The 17,961-nt window shown below is 69.4% G+C and carries 16 protein-coding genes and 2 pseudogenes; 9 read left to right on the plus strand and 9 right to left on the minus strand.

Annotated elements, in window-relative coordinates; genetic code table 11:
* Position 1: 1 nt before the first annotated feature.
* From IEZ20_RS30240 to IEZ20_RS30260, 5 genes are read right to left on the minus strand one after another with little or no spacing between them, the layout of a single operon-like run.
* Positions 2-850, minus strand: coding sequence for a TatD family hydrolase (locus IEZ20_RS30240; RefSeq protein ID WP_189304536.1), 849 nt, complete (start codon positions 848-850; stop codon positions 2-4).
* On the minus strand, positions 850-1,503 hold the full coding sequence (locus tag IEZ20_RS30245) for an EboA domain-containing protein (protein ID WP_189304538.1): 654 nt from the start codon (positions 1,501-1,503) through the stop codon (positions 850-852). Before IEZ20_RS30245 ends, IEZ20_RS30240 begins: the two co-directional genes overlap by 1 nt.
* Positions 1,497-2,339, minus strand: coding sequence for a sugar phosphate isomerase/epimerase family protein (locus IEZ20_RS30250; protein ID WP_189304540.1), 843 nt, complete (start codon positions 2,337-2,339; stop codon positions 1,497-1,499). Before IEZ20_RS30250 ends, IEZ20_RS30245 begins: the two co-directional genes overlap by 7 nt.
* A complete protein-coding gene (locus IEZ20_RS30255; protein ID WP_189304542.1) occupies positions 2,336-3,256 on the minus strand; it encodes an SCO3242 family prenyltransferase in 921 nt (306 codons plus the stop codon). Before IEZ20_RS30255 ends, IEZ20_RS30250 begins: the two co-directional genes overlap by 4 nt.
* Positions 3,256-4,380, minus strand: a complete 1,125-nt coding sequence (locus tag IEZ20_RS30260; protein ID WP_189304544.1) for an inositol-3-phosphate synthase — start codon at positions 4,378-4,380, stop codon at positions 3,256-3,258. Before IEZ20_RS30260 ends, IEZ20_RS30255 begins: the two co-directional genes overlap by 1 nt.
* 494 nt (positions 4,381-4,874) lie before the next feature.
* Between IEZ20_RS30260 and IEZ20_RS40785 the strand changes: the two genes are divergently transcribed.
* The 7 genes and pseudogenes from IEZ20_RS40785 (at position 4,875) to IEZ20_RS30290 (ending at position 13,095) form a co-directional block, all read left to right on the plus strand.
* Complete coding sequence (locus IEZ20_RS40785) at positions 4,875-5,537, plus strand: zinc-binding dehydrogenase (protein WP_189304670.1); 663 nt, start codon at positions 4,875-4,877, stop codon at positions 5,535-5,537.
* 363 nt (positions 5,538-5,900) lie between these two features.
* Positions 5,901-6,043: pseudogene (locus IEZ20_RS39965) on the plus strand (IS21-like element helper ATPase IstB); the annotation flags it as partial.
* Positions 6,044-6,108: 65 nt separating this feature from the next.
* The gene (locus tag IEZ20_RS30270; RefSeq protein ID WP_189304546.1) at positions 6,109-6,612 is read left to right on the plus strand and encodes a hypothetical protein; all 504 of its coding nucleotides are present in this window, start codon (positions 6,109-6,111) and stop codon (positions 6,610-6,612) included.
* Positions 6,613-7,020: 408 nt separating this feature from the next.
* Positions 7,021-8,139, plus strand: a complete 1,119-nt coding sequence (locus IEZ20_RS30275; RefSeq protein WP_229896328.1) for an SGNH/GDSL hydrolase family protein — start codon at positions 7,021-7,023, stop codon at positions 8,137-8,139.
* 213 nt (positions 8,140-8,352) lie between these two features.
* Positions 8,353-8,868, plus strand: coding sequence for a hypothetical protein (locus IEZ20_RS30280; protein WP_189304548.1), 516 nt, complete (start codon positions 8,353-8,355; stop codon positions 8,866-8,868).
* A gap of 12 nt (positions 8,869-8,880) precedes the next feature.
* Positions 8,881-9,876 (plus strand): quinone oxidoreductase family protein, encoded by a 996-nt coding sequence (locus IEZ20_RS30285; protein ID WP_189304550.1) that lies wholly within the window; start codon positions 8,881-8,883, stop codon positions 9,874-9,876.
* Positions 9,877-10,986: 1,110 nt separating this feature from the next.
* Entirely contained in the window at positions 10,987-13,095 is a 2,109-nt protein-coding gene (locus IEZ20_RS30290) for a hypothetical protein (RefSeq protein WP_189304552.1), read from the plus strand.
* 60 nt (positions 13,096-13,155) lie between these two features.
* On the opposite strand, the gene IEZ20_RS30295 is transcribed toward IEZ20_RS30290, so the two are convergent.
* The 3 genes and pseudogenes from IEZ20_RS30295 to IEZ20_RS30305 form a co-directional block, all read right to left on the minus strand.
* Positions 13,156-13,764, minus strand: coding sequence for a TniB family NTP-binding protein (locus tag IEZ20_RS30295; RefSeq protein ID WP_229896329.1), 609 nt, complete (start codon positions 13,762-13,764; stop codon positions 13,156-13,158).
* Positions 13,765-13,952: 188 nt separating this feature from the next.
* Positions 13,953-14,180: pseudogene (locus IEZ20_RS30300) on the minus strand (transposase); the annotation flags it as partial.
* 38 nt (positions 14,181-14,218) lie between these two features.
* Positions 14,219-15,046, minus strand: a complete 828-nt coding sequence (locus IEZ20_RS30305; RefSeq protein ID WP_189304554.1) for a class I SAM-dependent methyltransferase — start codon at positions 15,044-15,046, stop codon at positions 14,219-14,221.
* Positions 15,047-15,821: 775 nt separating this feature from the next.
* On the opposite strand from IEZ20_RS30305, the gene IEZ20_RS30310 reads away from it, so the two are divergent.
* Complete coding sequence (locus IEZ20_RS30310) at positions 15,822-16,649, plus strand: alpha/beta fold hydrolase (RefSeq protein ID WP_189304556.1); 828 nt, start codon at positions 15,822-15,824, stop codon at positions 16,647-16,649.
* Between the two features lie 603 nt (positions 16,650-17,252).
* Here IEZ20_RS30310 and IEZ20_RS30315 read toward each other — a convergent pair.
* Positions 17,253-17,552 carry a hypothetical protein gene (locus tag IEZ20_RS30315; protein ID WP_189304558.1) on the minus strand — a complete coding sequence of 100 codons (300 nt, stop codon included), beginning with the start codon at positions 17,550-17,552 and terminating at the stop codon, positions 17,253-17,255.
* A gap of 30 nt (positions 17,553-17,582) precedes the next feature.
* On the opposite strand from IEZ20_RS30315, the gene IEZ20_RS30320 reads away from it, so the two are divergent.
* Positions 17,583-17,831 (plus strand): hypothetical protein, encoded by a 249-nt coding sequence (locus tag IEZ20_RS30320; protein ID WP_189304560.1) that lies wholly within the window; start codon positions 17,583-17,585, stop codon positions 17,829-17,831.
* Positions 17,832-17,961 lie beyond the last annotated feature (130 nt).

A 17,961-nucleotide genomic window follows, 5' to 3' on the forward strand; every position in this document is an offset into this window, starting at 1 on the left:
TCTACTCCCCGCCGCGCAGGATGGTGTTGCCCTCGTAGGGGGCGTCCGGTCTGCCGCGGTCGAGGTTCAGTCGTCCACTCAGTCCGTAAAAAGCCACGGGGTTGTGCCACAGCACCTGGTCGGCCTCGTCCTCGCTGAACCCGGCCCTCAGCATGGCATCGCCGACCCTGCGGGTCGTGAGAGGGTCGCTTCTGCCCCAGTCTGCGGCGGAGTTGACCACGACGCGTTCGGTCCCGAAGTCCTTGAGGACGGCGACCGTGCGGTCCACGTCCATCTTGGTGTCCGGGTAGACGGAGAAGCCGAGCCAGGCGCCGCTGTCCTTGGCCTCCTTGGCCGTGGTCTCGTTGAGGTGGTCGAGCAGCACCCGCTCCGGAGGTAGGGCCGACTCGCGCACGATGTCGACGGTGCGGCGGAGGCCGTTGAGCTTGTCCCGGTGCGGGGTGTGGACGAGGGCGGGAAGCCCGTGGTCGTGGGCGAGCTGGAGCTGGGCGGCGAACGCGGCGTCCTCGGCGGGGGTCAGGGAGTCGTAGCCGATCTCGCCGACGGCGACGACGTGGTCCTTGACGAGGTAGTGCGGCAGTTCGTCGATGACGGGCACGCACCGTGGGTCGTTGGCCTCCTTGGGGTTGAGGGCGAGCGCGCAGTGGTGGGCGATGCCGTACTGGGCGGCGCGGTAGGGCTCCCAGCCGAGCAGGGAGTCGAAGTAGTCGAGGAAGCTGGCGGGAGAGGTGCGCGGCTGGCCCAGCCAGAACGAGGGCTCGACGACGGCCCGCACGCCCGCCGCGCGCATGGCCTCATAGTCGTCCGTGGTGCGGGAGGTCATATGGATGTGGGGGTCGAAGATGCGCATCAGGGCTCCTCTGCCTCGGCGGTCAGGGCCTGGACGAGATACAGGTCGACAGGTACGGGGCGGCCGGCGGCTGTGCATTCGCCCGTGTGGTCGGTGAGCATGCGGGCGAGTTCGGCGTCGCCGCGGGCCCGCCTGGCCAGGCCGGCGACCGCGGCCGCGGGGACCCCGGTGCACAGGCATTTGAGGACCGCGTGCCGCCAGGCGTGCTGGGCGAGGTGTTCGGCGGCGTACGAGCCGACGGCAGCGGCGATCAGGCGGGTGTCGCTGGTCCGCAGCGCGTCCTCCACGAGCGGCAGCCCTTCCTCGGGGGCGAGCTCCAAGCCGGGCAGGGCGAGCAGCACGGCGCGGCGTTCGTCGGCGGTGCCCCGGCGGTAGAGCCGCGCCGCGGTGGCGGCGTCGGCGCCTGCGGTGTGCAGCAGCAGGACGCGCGCCGCGTCGGCGGCGGTCTCGGAACCGCAGCGGCGGCCGGCCTCGGCGAAGCGCAACTCCCAGGCCGGCAGGCCCCGCCGGTGTCCGGCCGGGGCCGTGGCTTCGGCCGCCTCGGCAAGGGCCGCGTCGAGCCAGGCCTGGACGGCGGGCGTCAGCCGCTCGTCGATGGCTGTGAACGGCTTGTCCGCTGCCGCGTTCGTGGCGGCCGGTGGGGTGGTCACCATGTGCCTCCGTTCCGCAGGAAGCGCAGGGAGCGCTGGGCGAGGTCCGGGCCCATATGCGAATGCCGGGGCAGTTCAACGACTGTCAAGCCCCGGTAGCCCGTGGCGCTCAGGGCGTCCAGGACGGGCGGGAAGTCGATTTCGCCTTCACCGAAGGGCAGGTGCTCGTGGACCGCTCGGCGCATGTCCTCGATCTGCACGTGTCGCAGCCAGGGTGCGGCGGCCCGCACGCAGTCGGCGGGTGGCTCGGGCTCGAGGCACTGGCAGTGCCCGATGTCCAGGGTGAGGCCGAGGACACCCGGGTCGCCGAGATCCGCGCGCAGGCGGTGGAAGTCGGCGAGGGTGCCGAGGAGGTGGCCGGGCTCGGGCTCGACGGCGAGGGGCACCCCTTCGCGTTCCGCCGCGGCGAGTACCGGTTCGAGCGCTTGGCCGAGCCGCTTCCACGAGGTGCCGTCATCCGCTCCGTCCGGCACGGTGCCGCTGAAGCAGTGCACGGCGTGCGCCCCGAGTTCGGCGGCGATGTGCACGGCGGTCACCAGCAACCGGACCCTGGTGGCGCGCGCTTCGGGGTCGGGGTCGATCAGGGACGGTCCGTGCTTGCGGCGAGGGTCGAGGATGTAGCGTGCGCCGGTCTCGACAGTCACGCCGAGGCCGAGCCGCGCGAGGCGCCGCGCCACCTGCCGGGCGCGGGCGGGCGCATCGGGGCCTGCCGGGTCGAGGTGCATGTGGTCGAGGGTCAGCCCAACCCCGTCGTAGCCCAGGTCGGCGAGGAGTCCGAGGGCGTCGTTGAGCCTGAGGTCGGTCAGACCGTTGGTGCCGTAGCCGAATCGCAGGCTCATGTCGGACTGACCCTCCGTGAGAGCCTCCGCGCGGCTGGCGCCAGGGCGATGATGGCCGCTGCTGCACCGACCGACCCGTCCCGCGCGGTCAGTGCAGCCTGCAGCGGGATCATCGCCCGGATACCGCCACCGACGGCCCGCTGGGTGAGGGCGGGCGAGGGGTCGAGTGCTGCACGGATCAACGGCCCCGCGGCCGTGACCGCATACCCGGCCGCGAGCCCGGCGCGGGCCGGGCCCCCGGGGGAACGGCTCCGACGCTGCCCGAGCCCGCGCCCACGGCTCGTCGCGATCCCCACCGCTGCCGTCGTGCCGAGCGCGGCGAGGGGGGCGGTCACCGAGCCGCCCAGCGTCTCGTGGCGGGAGACCATCGTGACGGCGAAGGTGTGCGCTCCCAGGGCGGCTGCCGGGCCCAGCGCCGCCCGAGTCCCCGAGCGGCACGTGGCCGCGGCGCCCAGGAGCAGGTCCAGGCAGCGGGCCGCCGCCATGACTGCCGGGCCCGCCTTGGTCCGCTTCAGGCCCAGGTCATACGCCCACGCCGTGGCCGCAAGGACCGTCGCGGCCCGCGCGGCTTCGCGGCCCGCGTGGCCAGCCAGCACCAGGCCGGCCGTTGTCAGGCCCGCCGAGGCCGCGAGCGCGGTGCCCGGCCTGATCCGCCCGGAGGGGATCGGCCGGTGCGGCCGGCAGGCCGCGTCGTGGTTCCGGTCCGCCCAGTCGTTGAGGACCATCCCTGCCCCGTACAGGCACAGTGAGGCACCCATCGCGAGCCCGGTGCTGCGGGTCGGCCGCTCCCCGGTGGCCGCCGCCCCGGCGAGCGCGTCACCCGGCACCGTGAGCAGGGCGGAGACTCTCAGGAGTTCTGCCCAGGCACGCAGCCGGCCCCCCGACCGCGCTGCGGTTCCCCGGCCGTCGGCCGGCATCACCAGGGCTCCAGCAGACGCTCGGCGAAGCCCGACAGGGCCGTGTACTGGTCGGCCAGCGCCGAGGAGCCGCCGTCGGGGTCCTTGAAGTAAAAACCCAGCTCCGGGCGTGGGCCCGTGAGACCCGCCTCGTGGGCGCGGGCGAGCAGCCGCGCCAGGTCGAGGACCAGGGGCGCGGCCAGCGCGGAGTCGCAGCCCTGCCAGATCGTCTGCAGGGACATCCGCGCACCGAGGAAGCCGTCAAAGGCGATGTGGTCCCAGGCGGTCTTCCAGTCCCCCAGCACCGGCCCGTCGTCGATGTGCACCTTTCCTTCGGGCAGCGAGCCGAGAGTGTCGTGCAGCGTCCGGTTCTCGCCTGCGCTCTTGACGGCGGCAGCCCCAGGGTCCGCCAGCGCGGCGCCGTCCCCTCCACCGAGCAGGTTCGTTCCGGACCAGGTGCGCACGACCAGTGCGTGCTGCTGGAACATGGGCGCGAGCACGGCCCGGAGCAGGGTCTGCCCGGTCTTGCCCTCCCGGCCCGCGTAGGGCACTGCCGTGTCGCCCGCCGCTGCGCGCAGCGTCGTGTGGCGCGGGCCCAGGGACGGTGTGAAGTCGACGTCGGGGCATCCGGCGCGCAGCGCGGCCGCCGCGTACAGCGAACTGGGGGGCAGACGGGCGTCGCCCGCGGGGGCGACGTGGACCACGACCGTGCGAGCCGCGCCGCATCGCCCCGCGAAGCCGGTGATGTCTGCCGCGAAGCCCGCGATCAGTTCCTCTTCGCCTCGGCGGTCTGCGGGCAGCGGTCCGCCGATCCGTATCTCCGCGTCGGCGGCGGCGAGGGCGGCGCACACCGTGGGCGGCAGCCCGTGTGGCAGCACTCCCTCAGCAACCAGCGACTCTGCCTTCTCGGACAGCGGGCAGTCCACGGTGTCGTGCCCTCCGAAGACGAACGAGGACAGGGAGGGCAGCCTGCTCTCCGCGAACGGCGGGGTCTCGGTGGCCCTACCGGTCGGCGGCCACAGTCCAGCGGCGACAGCGGCGCACCCCCCGATCGCCGTCGCGGCGACGGAGCCCCGGGCACCGACGAACCACACTCCGGTCCGGGATCCGGCCTCGGGTTCGGACCTGTTGGTGTGAAGGGACACAGGCTGCCTCCCAAAGGCGCCGACTCTCGGCGATCTCTCATCCTGATATCACGGGACAAAGCACTATCGCTTGTCTAGCGTTTTGATGCTTACCTCCCTCTTGTGCTGGTTCCGTGGCCCGTGGCCGCGCGACCCTGCCGCCGAGTCGCACCAGCAGTTGACGACCTCAGTGGATAGGTGGTGACGCGTACGCGACCGAGGCCGACCTGGAGTGCAACGAAACGTGACGGGCTGTCGGCGTTGCGGAGGCCGAAGGGCCATCGCAGCAGGTCAAGCGGCATACCGTGCTCATGGCTGAGTCCACCCGGACTGATCGTGCCTGCGTACGTCCAACCGGAGGATCCGGTCCGGCTTGCCGCGCACGTCGTACCGCTCTTCCGCAAGGCGCCTGGCCGGGAACCTGGTGCGGGCGGCTGCCCGAGGGCGGTGCGCACGGATGCCTGCGCGCCTGAAATCCCAGGAGGTGCGATGCCTTCGGGGACGGCGCGGTCGGCCTGTGCGCGGTCATCGCGGCCAAGCGGCTGGGTGCCGAGCAGGTCATGCTGATGGGCCGGCACAAGGCTCGCACCGACCTGGGCAGGGAGTTCGGCGCCACGGACGTGCTCGCGGAGCGCGGCGAGGAGGGTGTCGCCCGCGTGCGCGAGCTGGCCGGTGATAACGGCATGAGTAAGGTGATCGAGGCCGTCGGCACCCGCCAGACACTGGAGACCACCCTCCCCGCCGGCGGCGGCGACGGCGGCACCATCAGCCGTCTCGGGGTTCCGCAGTACCAGGAAGGCCCTGTCGGCCCATCCATGATCATGCGGAACGTCACCCTCACCGGCGGTGCCAGTCCGGCCCGCGCCTCCAGCGAGGAACTGCTCCTTGAGGTACTGAACGGCGCCATCGAACTGGGTCACGTCTTTGACCAGCGATTCTGGAAGGCCATCGAGCCCGCCGGGTGGGGCGCCCCACGCGACACCCACCCGCACCCGTGTGACGACTGCAAGCAGCGCGCCCCACCGCCGAGCGGCAAGCCGAGCAGGCTGGGCACGAGCACCAGGAGCACGACCAGCCCGTCCCCGAGCAGAAGGCCGACGGCACCTGGCTCTCCCGCTTCTGCGGCTGGCGTCCGGGGCCCTGGGCTGTCGCGACGGTCAGGCCGGCACCCACGGTAGGCCGCTGCGGGACGGGCGTGGATTTGGGAGGCGCCCCGTTGATGCCGACGAGTTGGGGAGGCACCGGGGTCCTTGCCAGGGCAGCATTGGGATGCTCCTGGTGAAAGGTGCTGGTCATGCCGCTGATGTCGAAGGTCGAGTCGTACGCGGCGATCCGGCCTGACCACCGTGGCGGCAAGTCGATGAGGGAGCTTGAGCGCAAGCACGGTGTGGCGTGGCGGACGTGCGGAAGGCGTTGGATTCGTCCTGGCCGGAACCACGTAAAAAGCTGCCGCCGCGGGCGACCGGAGTGGACCGCTACGAGCCGGTGATCGACGAGATCCTGCGGGCGGACCTGGACGCGCCGCGCAAGCAGCGGTACACGCCTCGAACGAGTCGCTCGGTGGTTGGACGGAGACCTTCACTGACCCTCGCCTCTGCGCGGCCGGCTCACGTTCAACGGCACCGTCATCGAGACCGGCACCGATTCCTACCGCCTTGCCAGCACCCGAGCCCGAACCGAACAACTACAGCGGGCTGACCCCCTGAAACCACTGGACTGCCGGTCAGGGCACCTGTCAGGCTCCGCCTCGTGGAGATTCTCGATGTCCTGACCGGCATGGCGAAGACAGGTCGGCTGGGCCCGGTGTTCAGCGGAGCCGACTGGAACGATGTGACCGCAGCACTCGGCGAGCCCTGGGACATCGGGACAATGAGCCGGAACGGAAAGTGGCCGCGGCTCTTCGCCTACGGAGACCTTGAGCTGAGTGTCTGCCGCTGCCGCAAGGTCTCCCTCATCTGCGTCCAGACCTGGCGTGACGTCGTCGAACTCCCTCCGTCGGTTGTCGGGGGGACGGGCACCTTCCCGGCAGGGCTCAAGCACGCGGACGTCGTTTCCGCCCTGGACCGGGCCGACTGTTCCTGGGAGCCGCACGCTCCGCTGACCTTCGGCAACCAGTGCTCGCTCACGGTGATCGCGTCAGGAGCGAACTTCACCTTCGAGATCCCCGGGGGCGAGGGACCCGTACTGAACGTCATGGGCCTGCCCGGCGACGGACACGACTGCTCCGCACGGACCGTAGGCCAAGATCACTGACCCGAAGCGCCGTCAAAAACTATGAAGACTTATTGCCCAGGGTGGCTAACCGCCGCTCAAACTGGTCGACAAACGCTGTCACTGAAGACGAACGAAGCCACGAATAGATCCGCGCTCGCGTACGCGAGGGAGAAATGCACCCGCGAGGCTGTCCGAAGTCGTTGACCTCTTCCCAGAAGACCCAGGCGTTTGTTCGCTGACGTGCTCCTGGCGCGGTCCGACGCCATCAGCTGTCTGTAGCGTGCCTCTTCGCTGTCAGGGGTTGGCTTCCCGGCGCACTCACCGTGACGGGAGCCTCAGCGCAATACGACCGAGTGGTTTACCCGGCACGCCCGTCCGGTGGCCATCTGCCCTCACCTAACTTCACTTCGTAGTCGTGTGACTACGAGTAGTGAATGGAGATCGCGGATGCGTTTGACGTCTATGGGCACACTGGCAGCCCTCACATCGACGGCCCTGCCGACCCGTCCGGAGGGCGCCACGCGGCACCCCGCCTCCCGTCTGCGACCGAGAGCACTGGCCGTGGGGCTCGTACTGGCGGTGTCCGCGCTTGTGCCCTCGTACCCCGCTGGTGCGGCTGATGAGTACCAGTGGGCCGCGCTGGGTGACTCGTACACCGCCGGCGGCTTCGTCGGGGACCCGCTGCCCCCGCTCGGCGATGCGTCGCGGGACGGCTGTGACCGCACCAGCGACGCCTACCCCGGCGTGGTCGAGCGGGAACTCGACGAGTTCCCGCCGGGCAAGTACGTCCACCTGACCAACGTCAGCTGCGGCAACGCCACCATCGACAACATCGCCAACACCAAGCAGACGCCGATCAGCCCGGTCCAGCCCCCTGACGCAGGCTGGCCCGCAGTCGACCCGCAGATACAGCGAGCGAAGCTCAACGACAAGACCGATGTCGTCACCATCGGCGTCGGCGGTAACAGCCTGCCCTTCGGCGGCATGCTCCTGAAGTGCCTCGAACTGGGCGCGACGCTCGGCAAGTCCTGTCGCGAGTACTACACCAGTCCCCCCGAGGGGGAGGAGAGCGTCCAGGACAAGCTCGCCAGGGTCCAGAGCGAGTACGTCGAAATGCTGGCCAAGGTGCACGAGGCCGCACCCAACGCCAAGGTGATCACCGTCGGCTATCCGGCCGTCCTGCCCGAGGAGGGCAGTGACTGCAACCGCGCGTCCCTCACCGAGCTGAGCTCGATCAAGCACGCCGACATCGACTGGCTTCGTGACAACGTCCTCAAGCCGCTGAACAACACGATCCAGCAGGTCACCTCGTTCTTCGGCGACCGCTACGTCGACGTCTACTCCTCCAGCGTGGGCCACGACGCCTGCCAGAGCGCGGACACCAAGTGGGTCGAGGGCATCTGCGGCGACGCCGCGGACTACTGGCCCGCCAAGCTCCCCGGCACGCTGCTGAACTGCGGTCTCATCGGCAAGCGTGTCACCCTGGTCCACCCCAACGCCGAAGGCCATGCCAACACCGCCGCCCACGTCGAACGAGCCATCCGCATCGCCCTCCTCGCCCACTGACCAACAGGCCGAACCCCGGCGCCAGAGCCACGGCCTCCGACGCTCGACTTCGGCCGACCGACGGTGATCGGCTGGGCATTCGAGGTGGAGATTCTGCAGGAGGCTGCCCCTGCTCGCGGCTCCGCCTCGGACTGACCAGTGGGAAGCACTCGCCTTAGCGGCCGCCATCGGCCTCGATGGTCTGCGCTAGTGGCTGATGCTTCACTGCGATTCATGATCGGCGCCGATCACGGGCAGTTCTACGTCCAGGACCTTGAGCCCTACGACGCATGGATCGCCGGACACAAGACGGACCCGGACCTGCCCCCCGCCGGCTGGACGCAAGAAGCGGTCTACGTCCATCGCATCGGCGTTGAACCGCACTCGATCTCCGTCGGCACAGCACGGAACGACATGGTCGAGTCGCTGATCACCGTTCACACCTCCGCGCCGACGACGGACCTGACGGCCGAGCACATCGTGGAGACCCACCTTGACGCCCCAACCGGTCAGCTCACCATGTCCAGCCCTGGGACCGATCCCGCCGACGGGCCGAGTGGCGTTGTGGACGGTCATGTAACTCCCCACTGGACGCGGTTTGAGCGTCACGATATTCCGCCACTCCGGCGGTCAGTTTCCCCATGGAGACGGCGGTCGTGGGCGGCGACTCGGGCTGTGGTGGAAATATCAAGATTGCCGCGCAAGTTGCTGCTTCCGTACGGCCCGCACTTGGGAGGGCCGGGACGATGAGGGGAGCGTCGGATGCGCGCGGTCGGGTTCCGGGTTAATGGAGGCATCGAAGTACTGGAGGAGCTGGATCTGCCCGAGCCAGTGCCGGCCCCCGGCCAGGTCGCGGTGCGCGTCGCCTTCGCAGGCGTCAATTTCGCCGAGATCCAGCATCGCCGAGGCGAGTTCGGCACCCCGGACGGGCCCGGCGGAGTGGACGTCCCCGGCCTTGAGGCTGCCGGGGTCGTCGTCGCGCTCGGTGCGGGGGTGAGCGGGCTGGAGGTCGGCGAGCCGGTTGCGGCATATCTGCCGGCCTTCGGCGGCTATGCCGAGGTAGCGGCAGCGGACACGCGGTTCGTCAGGTCGCTGCGCACGGGGGCGGGAGAGGCAGACCCCGCCGAGGCAGCGGGACTGCCGTGCGTCTATCCGACGGCCTTTGGCCTGCTCAAGGACGCCGGCAGGCTGAGGGAGGGAGAACACGTGCTGATCCACTCCGCGGCGGGGGGTGTCGGCTTTGCAGCTGCGCAGCTGGCCCGGGAGCTGGGGGCCGGCCGGATATACGGCACGGTCGGTTCGGTGGAAAAGATTCCGTACGCCGACGAGCTCGGCTACGACGAAGTTCTGCTCCGCGAAGGCTTCGCGGAACGGCTGGCCGAGGTGACCGGTGGCCGGGGCGTAGACCTGGTCCTCGATCCCATCGGTGGGCCGATCCGGGAGCAGAGCCTGACCGCGCTGGCGCCGTTCGGCCGCGTGGTGGCCTATGGAGACCTCGGTCGGCACGAGCAGTGGACGGCCTCGGTGTGGGACTTGTGGAAGAGCAACCGGACCATTGCCGGGTTCAATATCGGCGACCTCGCCCGTCGGGCTCCCGAACGGATCGGCGAGTACCTCGCCGAAGCCCTCGGGCTGCTCGCGACGGGGCGGATCCGCGCCGGGGTGACGCAGACCCTGCCCCTGGCCGAGGCGGCGAAGGCTCACCAGCTCTTGGAGACGGGTACAGGCCGAGGCAAGATCCTTCTTTCGCTCACCTGACCTCACGTCAGCCTGCCAACCGGTGGCTTCGATCACTTCTTGCGATTCCGGCTCAGCTTTTGTGACGTGGCCACGTTGAGTGACGGCTGAGCTTCTCGGGGCAGTAGGTGAATTCGCCCGAAAATGAATCGCCATCACGGCGGGTGGGATGACAGTTCGGGGCCGTGGAAGAGATCGTGTTCCGGTTGAGGAGCTGTTGTTTCCGTCGATCACGGAGGTAGCCGTGCTGTCGGTCGACGTGAGCATCGCGATAGTGCGCGTCGACGCGGAATGTACAGCGAATGGTGCCGCTTGCCCGGCATGCGAGGTCTGGTCGAACCGGGTTCATGGTTCCTATCTGCGGTTTCCCGGTGAAGTGCCGAGCGCCGCACGAAGCGTTGTTCTCCAGCTGAGGGTCCGCCGGTTCGCCTGCGGGAACGCGAGGTGCGCACGCCGCACGTTCGTCGAGCAGACACCCGGCATGATCCGTCGGCACGGTCAGCGGACCGAGCGGCTGTGCGCGACGCTGGCTGCGGTCGGTCTCGCCCGGGCTGGCCGGGCCGGCGCTCGCCTGAACTCCGTGCTCGGGTTCTCCGTCAGCCGGAGCACCGTCCTGCGCTTGGTCGATGCCCTCCCGAGCCGGAGGTACCCGCCCCGCGTGTGGAAACTGTGGGAGGAGATCGTGCCACTCGGCTACAAGGGAAGCTACCAGCGCGTTCGCGCCTACCTGCACAACAAGCGCACTTCACCGCGGCCGGTGACCGCCCGGCCGCCCTCGCCCCGGACCGTCGCCGGAGGCCGCCGTCCTCACGCACGTTGGCCAGCCGCTGCCCCACCGGCTTGTCCAGGGCCGTGGCGGTGACCGGCGTGGCGAGCGTGCCGGCCCCGGCGTAGTAGGCGCGGGCCGCGGCGAAGTTCTGGATCCCGGTGGGCACCCGGTGCAGGATCCCGTGGGCCGGGCTGGCTGTCACCCGTCCTGCGGGCGACGAAGTCGTGGGGCCACCTGCCGGGACGAAACCACCATGCGGGGGTTGAGACGCTGGTGGACAGGGGGTGCTGCACGGCCGATTCCAGGACACGCCCCGTAACTGTCTGACACACTCCTCATACGGTGACAAGAGGGGGGCACGAATGGTCATCGTTGGCTTACTGGTTATCCTGTTCGTCGTTTTCGTCGCTCTTGCGTTCATCTTCCGGTCCCATGACAGGGACTCAGCGGCCACACTCGTCCAGGGAATCGGCGCCATCGTCGTTCCTGCCGCCAGCGCCGCGTTATTTCTGACGAACCGCAGGCCTCGGGCGGAACTCACCGAACCGGCTCTGCGCCGCTTTGCCGACGAGTTGGCTGAGCGGGTAAAGGTGCAGTGGAGTGCCGCGGCGAGCGAACGGCGGCTGCTGCATCCGAGCCCCGTACCGGTGCGGTGGAGATGGTCGAATCTTCCGTTGTCAGGTCCGGCGGCCGACGCTGTGGGTGTCGGGAACGGCTCACGGCGGTTCGAGACCCTCCCAGGGCTGGAACCGATCACTCTCGCGGATTTGGAGTCGGGTGCCGTTCGGGACCTCTTCCGCCTCTACGGTGCGTTGGACTCCGGCCGGATCGTGATCGTAGGAGCAGGCGGGGCCGGCAAGAGCGGCGCCGCCATCAGGTTGCTGCTCGACGCACTCGCGCATCGTGAGGCGCTGGACCCCACCGCGCGCGCCAGAGTCCCCGTACCAGTGCTGCTCACTCTGAGCGGTTGGGACCCGCTGAACCAGCGACTGCAGGACTGGCTTGTCACACGGCTTGCCACGGACTACATGTTCAGGAAGTCCGAAGAACACGCGGGCGGCGTCGTCTCCCGGCTCATCGGCACGGGCCGGATCGCCGTCTTCCTGGACGGCCTGGACGAAATACCCGAGCCTGTACGCCCCGTAGCCCTGCGGGCGCTGGACGAGCAGGCGAGCTTCCGCCTGGTCATGTTGAGCCGCGTGAACGAGCTACTGACGGCCGTATCCGCAGCGGGCCCCCTGTCCGGCTCCGCCGGACTCCAACTGCTGCCAGTCAGCGCCGAGGATGCTGCGGAGTACCTGACGCGCTGCCAGACACAGCCGCTCCCAGACACCTGGCGCGCTTTGGTGCAGCACATCCGAATGCACCCCTCAGGCGCAGTGGCTCAGGCACTGGACACACCCCTGATGCTCACGCTGATGCGCGACACCTACCGCACTGACCAGCGCTTCGAACTGGAACGATTCGCGGACCGGGCGGCGGTGGAGGACCACCTTCTCGCCCGAGTCCTGCCCGCCGCCTATGACGACGACCGGCCGGGACAGCCGCACAGTCGCTACAGTCTCGCACAGGCCGAGCGTTGGCTCGGCGCCATAGCGCATCGGATGAACAGCGATGGAACCCGCGACCTCGCCTGGTGGCAGGTTCCCCAGTGGCGACCGGCATGGCCGAGAACGACAGCCAGTTGCCTATTCCTCGGAGTCCTCGCCGGAGCAGTGGGCTTCTGCTGGGCGGGACTGGCGGCCGGACTGGGAGCCGGTGCGACCGTGGGTCTCTCTGTAACGATGTCACTCACGTACGGACGCGCCGGGGACTCCCCTCAGTTACTGGGCCGTCTGCAATGGAGAGACTTTGTCGTCCGCGAGAACTTCCAGTTCGGGATTGTCGGCGGGGGAGCTCTTGGACTGGCAGTGGGCGTCGCCCTCCTCCTCGTGCATGGCCGCCTCGTCATGCTTTTCGGCGGCCTGGTGTTCGGCCTCCTCGCCGGTGTGGTGGGTGGATTCGTCACGGGTCTCAGCAACCGCAGTGCCGACAGCCAAACTCCCATCGATCCTGTCTCGTGCTGGAGACAGGACCGTCAGTACACGCTGACCGCAGGAATCGCTGGAGGCCTCGTTGGGAGCGTCATCGGCGGATCTTGTCTCGGTCTGCTCGCCGAACTGACACACGAGCGGATCTTCGGAATCATCGACGGATTTCTGTCCGGGATCGCGCTGGTCGTGGTGGGGGGCCTCCTGCTCAGTCTGGCGCTGAGCCTGGTCGGATCGGTGACCTGGCGCACATTCCTTGCGAGCCTCCAACTGCGTCGGAGGAACGAAACGCCGGTCCGCCTGATCAGGTTTCTCTCCGATGCTCGCGAGCGTCACGTCCTGCGAACCGTAGGGCCCGTATACCAGTTCCGCCACGCGAGGCTCCAGGACCGTGTGGAGGAGGCATTCAGGGCCCGTAACGCGCCCAGGACAGATGGTTGAGTCCCTGCGCCAGGGCCATCGCGGTCTGCGACCCGTCCTCCCGCACGATCAGAGGCATCCTCATCGCCGACACCGACACCGACACCGACACCGACACCGACACCGACACCGACACCGCGTCCCGCACGCGACAGAGGCCCACGAGACCAGCTGGGTGCCCAATTCGCACAGCAGATCGTATACGGCGCCGGTGATCTGGGTCGGGTTGAGGTGGTCGGTGATGGGCATGCCGAGGAACCGAGCGAATTCGCTGACGAACATCTTCGGGGTGGCGGCCGGCGGCACGCTGAGGGGCAGCACGGGCCTGCGCTCTGTCTGTCCTGGGTGCTGGCGGGCGTCGGCCAGTTGGAAGGATCGCCCGAGCGCCATCATCGTCGTGGTCTTACCCGTCGTGGCCGGACCAGAGATGATCAGGCCACGGCGGGCGCCGGCCTGCTGGCGGCGGTTGACCAGCAGCAGCCGGCGTACGGCGGTGAACACGCTGTCCATGGCGGGGGTGCGCATGAGGACGAGTTCGGAGTGGTAGTCCTCGCGCTCCGCCTGGGACGAGGCGGTCGGTGGCGTCGCGCGCGGCGCCGGGGCTCGGTGGGCGAAGGCATCCCAGCCCTGCCATACGGTGGGAGGGGCCAGCGGCGCGAACCCGACGGCACCGGTGGAGACCGGGCTCATTGTCGCAGGGGCTCCTCGAAGGGGTCGTAGACCGTGACCTGGGGACGCCCCGGTCCCGGCAGGGCGGCTTCCTGTACCGCGCCGGTTGGGAGTCACTCTGCGGTGTGGGTTCAGTCGGCCAGACGCTCAGGGCGCCGTCGTCGGTCACATCTCATTCGGCCACAGCGCACGGCGGGGCACCATGGGCGCGACTCGCAGGCGGCGATGAACGAGGACGAGACGAACACATTGCCCTGGTCGACCACGATGGTCTGCGGGGTGATCACCGGCCGCGCCGCTGCGCCTTCCAGCCGGACGTCCACGCTCAGCAGCCGCTCGTAGGGCACCACCGAGCGTTCCATCGCCAGTGCCTCGGCCCAGCCGGGCCGTATCGGCACCGGGACCATCATCTGCGCCGACAACTGCGCCGCGTCCACACGGCTCGCACTGGTGACCGCTGCCGGGGGAAGGAGGCTCAACGTACGGCCAGCAGGCCGTACAAAAGGGGGATCCGCGGCTCGGGCAGCCGCCACCAGCCAGAGTCCGTACGGACCATCCGCGGCCAGCGCGGCCAGGGGAGCTCGTCACTCTCGCGCAGTCGCCGGACGCCCATTCCCGCATCCGTCAACGCGTTCACGACCTCTCCTATTCCGTGCATCCACTCGTAACTGTCCGTGGCGCCCTCGACGGCCGGCCCGTCGGTGTAGGTGTAGGTGGCGTCCCGGTGCACCGGACCGGTGCCACCTAGGTAGTCGTGGCGCAGCAGCAGCTCCGGTCCCTCACCCGGACCTGGTTTCGGGCCGAGCGCGTTGAGCAGCGGGTGGAACTCCACGACGTACAACCGCCCGCCCGGCCGCAGAAGCCTGGCCACGACATCCGCCCACCGGTCGAGGTCGGGCAGATAGCACAGGGCGCCCTTGCCGGTGTAGACGACGTCGAACCGCCGGCCCTCGAGCGCCGCCACGGCGTCGTACACGTTGGCCTGGACGTAGGTGACGTCGAGGCCCGACTTCGCGGCGAGGTCCCGCGCGGCCGTCACGGACGCCGCCGAGAAGTCCAGGCCTACCGCCCGGGCTCCACGCCGGGCGAGGGCGAGCGTCTCCGTGCCGAGGTGGCACTGGAGGTGCAGCACGTCCCGGCCGGACAACTCGCCGAGGTCCTCCCACTCGAACGCGGCGAACCAGCGCTCCGGATCCAGGTCCTCGTCCAGGCCGTAGAACCGGCTGGTGAGGTGGACCGGAGTGCGGGCGTCCCAGTTCGCCTGGTTGGCGCGCATCAGCCGCGCGTGCTCGGCGGAGGTCATGAGGACATCCAACCGCGCCCCGGCCGCGCGCGGGGGAGGAAATCCGGAAAAGTGCCGTGTCGGGTGTCGATGCGGCCGGTTCCCGTTCGTCGGTGGGGTGTAGGAAGCCGATGCCTCGTCGATCTCGTGAGCCAAAGCGCAGGCCGTCGACCCGGAGCGCCTCGCCAGCTGACCGCCGCCGCCGTCGTCGCCGGGCTGCTGTGCGTGGCTGGGCTGCCGGAGTGAGCGAACTCCCCCCCCCGTTGCCTTGAGACCCGCCGAGCTATGCCTGCGTATCTCCTCCACCGACAACCTCGGTGACACCCCGCAGGCCGACACGCTGGAGCGCTGGGACGTGGGCATCCTTCACCGCCGACGTGCGCACGACGCAGGCCGCTGCCCGGCAACCGCAACGACTGCAAAGCCAAGGCCGAGGGGGAGGAGATCGCGGCGGCCGAGGAGCCGCCGGAGGCGAGCAACGTGATCGACTTGATGAAGGTCCTCGAGGGCAGCTTCAGGCCGCCCGCTCCGGTCGCGGCGGCAGAGAGCCGGCCGACGAGGGGAAGGCCAAGGCCACACCGCGCAAGGCGGCCGCCCGGTCGCCGCACTCTGCCCGGCGCGCTGGAGTGGGGCTCCACGAGTAGCGTGGCTGGTACAACGTGCTCATCGGCCGCCTTCGCTGTCGGCCTTTCCGTCACCCTTTGCATCCGCTGCCGGCCGCCGCGTCACATCTCCTTGCGGCCCGAGCACTGAATTCTCAGGAAGCAGAACCCGGACAAGTGCAGGAGGGGCGATCATGGCCTTCGCCACTGCCGAGGACGGCACGCAGATCTACTTCAAGGACTGGGGATCGGGTCAGCCGGTGGTCTTCTCCCACGGCTGGCCGCTGATCGCGGACGCGTGGGATCCGCAGCTGATGCTGATGGGGGACAACGGCTTCCGGGCCGTGGCCCACGACCGGCGCGGGGGCGGACGCTCGGGCCAGCCCTGGAAGGGCAACGACCTCGACACCTACGCCGAAGATCTCGCCTCCGTCATCGAGGTCCTCGACCTCCGCGACATCATCCTGGTCGGTCACTCGACCGGTGGCGGAGAGGTCACGCGCTACATCGGTCGGCACGGCACGGGCCGTGTCGCCAAGGCGGTCCTGCTGGGTGCCATCCCCCCGCTGATGCTCAAGACGGATGCGAACCCGGAGGGCCTGCCGATCGAGGCCTTCGACGAGATCAGGAAAGGCGTGCTGACGGACCGTTCCCAGTACTACAAGGACCTCAGTGTCCCCTTCTACGGTGCCAACCGAGAAGGAACGACCGTCTCCCAGGGGACCCGCGACGAGTTCTGGCTCTGGAGCATGACCGTCGGCATCAAGGCCGCCCACGACTGCGTCAAGGCGTTCTCGGAGACCGACCTCACCGAGGACCTGAAGACGTTCGACATTCCCACGCTGATCATTCACGGTGACGACGACCAGATCGTCCCCATCGTGGCCTCCGCGGAGAAATCGTCACAGCTGGTCAAGGACGTGAGCTTCAAGGTCTACTCGGGTGCTCCGCACGGTCTGTCGATGGTTCCCGAGTTCGCGGAACGGTTCAATGCCGACCTCCTCGAATTCGCCCGCGGCTGACCGGTGCGGTCCGGGCTCTCCGATGGCAGCCAGGATGTCGGTGCCGGCATCGCTCCTGTCCGCAGCGCCCACCGGGTTCCTCGGGAGCTGAGAGAGACAGGAGGTCTGCTCGGGCAACCCCTCATCGTCGTCGGGCGGGAGCAGATGCGTGCGTGCGTCTCCACACGCAGCTTCAGCGCCCGCCACGCGTACGCTCCCGGCCCACCCTCCTCAAGCAGGAGGCACACACCCTGCCCAGCTCCGTTCAGGAACTCAACGGAGACGTCACAGCGATCAAACGCTTTGGCAGCCACCCCCAAGAGGTCGCTCCGTCCCTGGCCGTGCCGCCGTCGAACGCTGGGCCCACCAACCACAGGACCTTGCCGATCTTCCCCGCGCCTGGCCGCGCGATCGAGCTCGAGGCTCCGGCCAACCTCTGCCGCTTCATGGCACATGACAAGTCCGCCCACGCCATGCACGCCGCACACGGTGTGCCCTCAGTACGTGAGTGGTCGTCGCCCCGCCGCCCTTCTCGCCGAGGAGTCCTGGGCAGGCGGCGGCCCTGCCTGAAGGGTCAGCCCTCTCGGCGCCCCGAGCTGCTGCCGCGTAGTGGGCCCGGAGTGGTCACGCTGTGTCGAAGTCGGACCGGGGCCGGACCTCCACGACGAAGTCGGCATCCTTCAGCTCGCCCGCCTCGTCGTGCCAGAGGAAGACCCGCACGTGCATTGCTCGGCTCAGGCCGGCCCGCTCCCACTCGGTCATGAGGTCGCCGACGATCCGGCCGATGGCGTGCTTGGCGCCCTCGTCCGTGTCGGCAGCGGTGATCGCGCCCCGCCACCGTTCGGGGTCGCTGCCGTAGGGGCGCCAGCCCTCGGACCCGTGGGGCTCGAACACCTGGTACGCCCAGTCCGTATTGGTGTCCATAACATCGATCGTGTCACCGCAAGGAGTCTCATGCGCCGCATCGGATCGACGCCCGCCGAGCGCGGGTCCGTCGGAGCGAACAACTGCCCTGACGTCCTGGAACTGGAGAACGGCGACTTCCTCGTCATCGGCAAGCGCCACCTCCTGACCGCACAGGAGGCGGAGCGGATGAACGAGGTGGGCGCCTCGATCGGCGAGGACGAGTCAGTGGTGCTGGTGCCCCGCGACTGCATCCTGGCCGCCGCGAAGCAGCTGGGGTCAGAGGGGGTCGCCGGCTGACCAGCGCCGATCGGGCCCTTTCGGCGTCCTCACATCCGCATCGCCCTCCTGAACGCCCGTCATCGCCAGGATCCACCGCAGCGCGACCGGTCTACACGCCACCGCCAGCGACGTGCGGGGGGGGGGGGGG

It is taken from the genome of Streptomyces cinerochromogenes (genome assembly GCF_014648635.1).
Lineage (GTDB): Bacteria > Actinomycetota > Actinomycetes > Streptomycetales > Streptomycetaceae > Streptomyces > Streptomyces cinerochromogenes.